This is a genomic window from Azospirillum isscasi (assembly GCF_030849505.1).
Classification (GTDB): domain Bacteria; phylum Pseudomonadota; class Alphaproteobacteria; order Azospirillales; family Azospirillaceae; genus Azospirillum; species Azospirillum isscasi.
On sequence record NZ_JAUJFI010000257.1, the window covers coordinates 1 to 4,932 of the forward strand.

At 71.9% G+C, this 4,932-nt stretch carries 6 protein-coding genes and 1 riboswitch; of the genes, 4 read left to right on the forward strand and 2 right to left on the reverse strand.

Features of this window, described 5'->3' with window-relative positions; translation table 11 throughout:
- The coding region (locus QSG27_RS27620; RefSeq protein WP_306711890.1) for an FAD-dependent oxidoreductase at positions 1-455 on the reverse strand (455 nt) is incomplete at its 3' end.
- Between the two features lie 214 nt (positions 456-669).
- Between QSG27_RS27620 and QSG27_RS27625 the strand changes: the two genes are divergently transcribed.
- Complete coding sequence (locus tag QSG27_RS27625) at positions 670-1,569, forward strand: DMT family transporter (protein ID WP_306711893.1); 900 nt, start codon at positions 670-672, stop codon at positions 1,567-1,569.
- A gap of 11 nt (positions 1,570-1,580) precedes the next feature.
- On the opposite strand, the gene QSG27_RS27630 is transcribed toward QSG27_RS27625, so the two are convergent.
- On the reverse strand, positions 1,581-1,958 hold the full coding sequence (locus tag QSG27_RS27630) for an STAS domain-containing protein (protein WP_306711895.1): 378 nt from the start codon (positions 1,956-1,958) through the stop codon (positions 1,581-1,583).
- 168 nt (positions 1,959-2,126) lie between these two features.
- A riboswitch (TPP riboswitch) is annotated at positions 2,127-2,224 on the forward strand.
- Positions 2,225-2,292: 68 nt separating this feature from the next.
- Here QSG27_RS27630 and QSG27_RS27635 point away from each other — a divergent pair.
- The 3 genes from QSG27_RS27635 to QSG27_RS27645 form a co-directional block, all read left to right on the forward strand.
- Positions 2,293-3,423: an ABC transporter substrate-binding protein gene (locus QSG27_RS27635; protein ID WP_306711897.1), complete on the forward strand. Its 1,131-nt coding sequence runs from the start codon at positions 2,293-2,295 to the stop codon at positions 3,421-3,423.
- Between the two features lie 7 nt (positions 3,424-3,430).
- Positions 3,431-4,315, forward strand: coding sequence for a branched-chain amino acid ABC transporter permease (locus QSG27_RS27640; RefSeq protein ID WP_306711899.1), 885 nt, complete (start codon positions 3,431-3,433; stop codon positions 4,313-4,315).
- A 13-nt stretch (positions 4,316-4,328) separates the two neighbouring features.
- Positions 4,329-4,932, forward strand: a 604-nt coding sequence (locus QSG27_RS27645) for a branched-chain amino acid ABC transporter permease (RefSeq protein ID WP_306711901.1), incomplete at its 3' end; no start/stop codon positions are given.

Sequence of the window (4,932 nt, forward strand, 5' to 3'; positions counted from 1 at the left end):
CCGCCGCGGACGATGCCGCGGTTCACCGGCTGCCAGCGCACGCGCTCCGCCGCGCCGACCGTGCGCAGAAGATGGCCGACCGGGCCGTCCGGATGGGCGCCGCTGACGTCGTGCACGCCCGCGTCGAAGGTGAAGCGCCCGAACGACCCGTCGTGCAGCCGCACCTGCCGCTCCCAGGAGGAGCAGTAGCCGCCCGGACGGTCGTGCGCCTCCAGGACGGTCACCCGGACCCCGGCCTCCGCCAGCAGGGCCGCGGCGGTCAGCCCGCCGATGCCCGCGCCGACGATGGCGACTTCGCCGTCCCGGTCCGGCGTCTTTCCGGTCACGGCGGGGGCGGGCCACCGGTAGGGCTCCCGCTCGGCCAACCGCTTGGCAAGGACCGGGGCGATCACCCGCTCGGGCAGACAGCGGCAGGCGGCGGCTTTCAGGGCGGTGACGAGGGAGGGCAGGGGCATGGCGGACCTGTGCGGTGACGGGATGCCCGCCAGACTGTCCGCCGCACGCGGCGGCGCCAGCGCCGATCCGCAAAAGGCCGGATTCCCTTCGCCAACCGCCGGCCCGTCGATTCACGAAGCGTGAAACGCAAGCGCCCCGCCGGGACAGGCCGCGCGGGCCAGACCTGCGGTTGCGGCATTGGGCGGGCCTCGGTTGCTCAGATAACGTGCAACCATGACCAAAGCCGCCGCCCTTCCCACCGCCGCCGCCGCCGAAGACGACGTCCGCCGCGCCATTGGCTGCTTCCTGCTGGCCATCTTCCTGTTCGCGGGGATGGACACGCTCATCAAATATCTGAGCGGCGGCTATCCCGTGGCGCAGCTCATGTTCGCGCGGTCGGTGGTGGCGCTGGTCCTGGTCGGTGGCGTTTCGGTGGCGCGCGGCGGCTGGGGCGGGATGCGCACGCGGCGCCCCTTCGCCCATGTCTTCCGTTCGCTGGCCGGGCTGCTGTCGATGGGCTGCTTCTTCTACGCCTTCAAGCATCTGCCGCTGGCCGAGGTCTATGTGCTGAGCTTCGCCGGGCCGCTGTTCATCACGGCGCTGTCCATGCCGCTGCTGGGGGAGCCGGTGGGATGGCGGCGCTGGGCGGCGGTGCTGGTGGGATTCGGCGGCGTGGTGGTGATGGCCCGCCCGGAGGCCGACGCGCCGATCCTGCCGGTGCTGGTGGGCGTGGCCGCCGCCTTCTTCTACGCGCTGGCGATGATCGCGGTGCGCGGCCTGGCACGGACGGAGAGCAACACGGCCATCGTCGTCTATCTGCTGTTGACCACCACGGTGGTGAGCGGCGTGGCGGCGGTGCCGGACTGGGTGCAGCCGGGCTGGTTCGATCTGGGGCTGATGCTTCTGGTCGGCACGCTGGGCGGGGCGGCGCAGGTGCTGATGACCCAGGCCTTCCGCCTTGGCCGCGCCGCGGTGGTGGCGCCCTTCGAATACACGGGGATGATCTGGGCGACCCTGTTGGGGTTCCTGGTCTTCGGCGACGTGCCGACGCCCGCCGTCCTGACCGGGGCCGGCATCATCATCGCCAGCGGCCTCTACATCCTGTACCGGGAAACGCTGCGCCGCGGCGGCTGACGGAGCGCCGTCTAGGCGGCGACCGGGATGGCCGGGCAACAGCGCGGGGGGCATGGGGGCGGGATCAAGGCCGTCAGGCGGCTGTGTTCCAGAACCCGGCGGATTCGCGCGGGATGATTCTCGAACCGGATGGAACCGCCGCCGCCCAGCACCGCGTTGCGGACCGCCAGCAGCAGGCCGATGCCGCAGGAATCGAGGAACTCCACGCGCGCCATGTCGATGCACAGCGTGAGGCCGAGCGCGCCGGCGACGCTGTGCAGCAGGGGCTTCATCGCCGGCAGGGCGGCATGGTCGATCCGGCCATGCAGGGCCGCGCACAGGCCGCAACCGCCCTGCGGCATGGCGAAGAGGCGCATCGTGACGGAGCCTTGCGACGAGGTGGGCCGCATCGTTCCGGAACCTTTTATCGTGGTTGGGCTCCCCCGGCCCGGGGGCGGGAGGCAGGGCGGCGGACGGAAGCATGGGAAAGGCGACGCCCTCATGTCGGTTGCGTTGCGGAATTGTGATTCCGCGCCGGGCCGCCGCTTGACAGCGGGGCGCCGGAGACACACTGTGCACACGAACGGCTGGGGTGCCTGCCGCAAGGCGGGCTGAGACCACACCCATCGAACCTGATCTGGGTCATGCCAGCGAAGGGAGCCGAGCGTTCGAGGCTGTGCCGCCCCATTCCTCTGGCCTCCTCGTCCTCGCACGGTTCCCCGCCGGGCAGGAGGAGACACATTCATGCGGCGCTTCCTTTCCATCCTCTCGGCAACGGTCTTTTCGGCGTCGCTCCTTTCGGGCGCGGCACAGGCCGGCGATGCGTCGGTTCCGGTGCTGGTGCCGCTGACCGGCTTCCTGTCGCTGGAAGGCACCAGCCAGCGCAACGGCGCGGTCCTGGCGCTGAAGGATGCGCCCGCGGGCGTGGCGGTGCGGTCGGAGGTGATCGACACCGGCACCTCGCCGGAAGCCGCCGTCACGGCGCTGGAGCGCGCGGCGGGCGGCAAGGTCACGGCCGTCGCGGCCAGCATGCTGGGCACGCAGATGCTGGCGATGCTGCCTCTGGCCCAGGAGTACGGCATCCCCCTGGTCACCGTGTCCGGCACGGCCAGCATCACCGAGCAGGGCAACCCCTGGGTTTTCCGCTTCTTCCCCGGCGACGCCGTGACGAAGGAGGCCCACGCCCGCTATGTGGCGGAGGAACTGGGAAAGAAGCGCCCGGCGGTGATCTATCAGACCACGGCCTACGGGCAGAGCGGCAAGGCTCATCTGGAGCAGGCGTTCAAGCGGCTGGGCGTGGAGCCGGTGTTCGAGGAGGGGGTGGACCCCGCCGCCAAGGACCTGCTGCCCGTTCTGACCAAGGCGCTGGCCGCCAAGCCCGACGTGCTGGTCCTGCATCTGCATTCCGGCCCGACCGCCCTGTTCATCCGGCAGGCGGCGGCGAACGGGGTCGAGGTGCCCATCGTCGCCGGCTCCGCCATGCACCAGCCGAGCACCGCGGCGCTTCTGGAGCCCGCCGAACTGAAGGGCGTCTGCGCCGAGACCGCGGCCTCTCCGGTGTCCGGCGGCAGCCCGGAGGTGGAAGCCTTCACCGCCGCCTACCGCAAGGCGTTCAACGCCGAGCCGGACGCCTTCGCGCTCGGCCAGTATGACGGCATCCGCATGGTGCTGGAGGCGGTGAAGGGCGGTGCGGGCAGCGCGGAGGAGGTGCGCAAGGCCCTGTCCGCCGGGACCCACCGGGGTCTCGCCATGACCTACCGGTCGGACGGCAAGGGCAACATGGCCCATTCCGCGGTGATCGTCTGCTACGACGGCGCCTCGCGCGTGCCGGCGATCGCCAAACGCTACGACAACGTGACCGGCGTGGTGAGGTGAGGGGGCCTTGACCACCCTGCAACTCCTCGTCAACGGGGTGGCCCTGGGCGCCGCCTACGCGCTGGTGGCGCTGGGCTTCGTGCTGGTGCTGAACGCCACCGCGGCGGTGAACTTCGCGCAGGGCGACCTCGTGATGGCCGGCGGGCTGCTGGCCGTGGCGCTGGCGCCCCACATCCCCGCGCATCTGCCGCTGCCCGGAATCGTCCTGCTGCCGGTGGTGATGGTCCTGATGGCGGGGCTGGGGCTGCTGCTGGCGGCGGCGGCCTATCTGCCGCTGCGGCGGCGCCCGCCGGTGGCGGTCTTCATCAGCACCATCGCGGCGGGGATCATCCTTCAGAACGGCGCCTCCGTCCTGTTCGGGCCGGAGCCGCGGGCGGCACCGCCGCTGCTGACCGGTGGAACGCTGGACCTGGGCGGGCTGGTGGTGGCGGAACAGTCGCTGGCCATCGTGGTGGTGGCGGCGCTGCTGATCGCCGGGCAGCAATGGCTGTTCGGGCGGACCCAGCTCGGACGGCGCCTGCGCGCCACGGCGCAGGACCCGGAAATGGCGCGGGCCTGCGGCATCCCCGTCACGACGATGATCCTGACCACCTTCGCGCTGGGCACGGCCTTCGCCGGTGCGGCGGGGCTGCTGCTCGCCAACCGCTATTTCGTCACGCCCACGGCGGGCGGCGACCTGATCCTGAAAGCCTACATCGCCGTGACCATCGGCGGCTGGGGCTCGGTTCCCGGAGCGGTCGCCGGGGCGCTGCTGATCGCGCTGTTCGAGGTGGGGGTGTCGTCGGTTCTGTCCTATCCGGTGGCGCTGGGGCTGCTCTACGCCACGCTGCTGGTCATCCTGGTGGCGCGCCCGCAGGGGCTGTTCGGGGAGGCGGCGCGGCGCCGTGCGTAGGGTCGTGCATAAGGTGCGGGCACGCGCCCCCAGCCTGACCCTCCCCCGCTGGGCGGGGGAGGGGATCGGGGTTGCGCTGCTGGTGGCGTACGCTTTGCTGTACGCCTCGCCGTACGGGTTGCGGGTGCTGACGGTGGCGGGGGTGTACGCGCTGGCCGCCATCGGATTCCAGATCGTGTTCGGGCTGGGCGGCGCCCTGTCGCTGGCCCATGGCGCCTTTTTCGGGCTGGGGGCCTACGCCACGGGCATCCTGGGCAGCCAGTGGGGGTGGGGCTTCGCGGCGACCTTCCCGGTGTCGCTGCTGGTGCCGTTTCTGCTCGCTCTGCTGGTCGGGTTGCCGGTGCTGCGGCTGGAGTCCCATTACTTCGCCCTGGCGACTCTGGGCATCGCGCAGGTCGCGCATCTGCTGGCGGTCAACAGCCCCGGCCTGACCGGCGGCGCCAACGGGTTGCCGGGCGTGCCGGGGATCGTCCTGTTCGGCTGGGCGGTGCCGCGCGGGCTGCCGCTGGCGGCGGCGGTCTGGGGATTCGTGGCGCTGGGCGGGCTGCTGGCCTGGAGGCTGGCGCGCGGGCGCTGGGGGCGGGCGCCATCGTCGGCGTGGACATCGACTACGAGGT

Coding starts and splice junctions, on each gene's coding strand:
- QSG27_RS27635 (WP_306711897.1), top strand. CDS start 2,293: ATGCGGCGCTTCCTTTCCATCCTCTCGGCAACGGTCTTTTCGGCGTCG.
- QSG27_RS27625 (WP_306711893.1), top strand. CDS start 670: ATGACCAAAGCCGCCGCCCTTCCCACCGCCGCCGCCGCCGAAGACGAC.
- QSG27_RS27630 (WP_306711895.1), bottom strand. CDS start 1,958: ATGCGGCCCACCTCGTCGCAAGGCTCCGTCACGATGCGCCTCTTCGCC.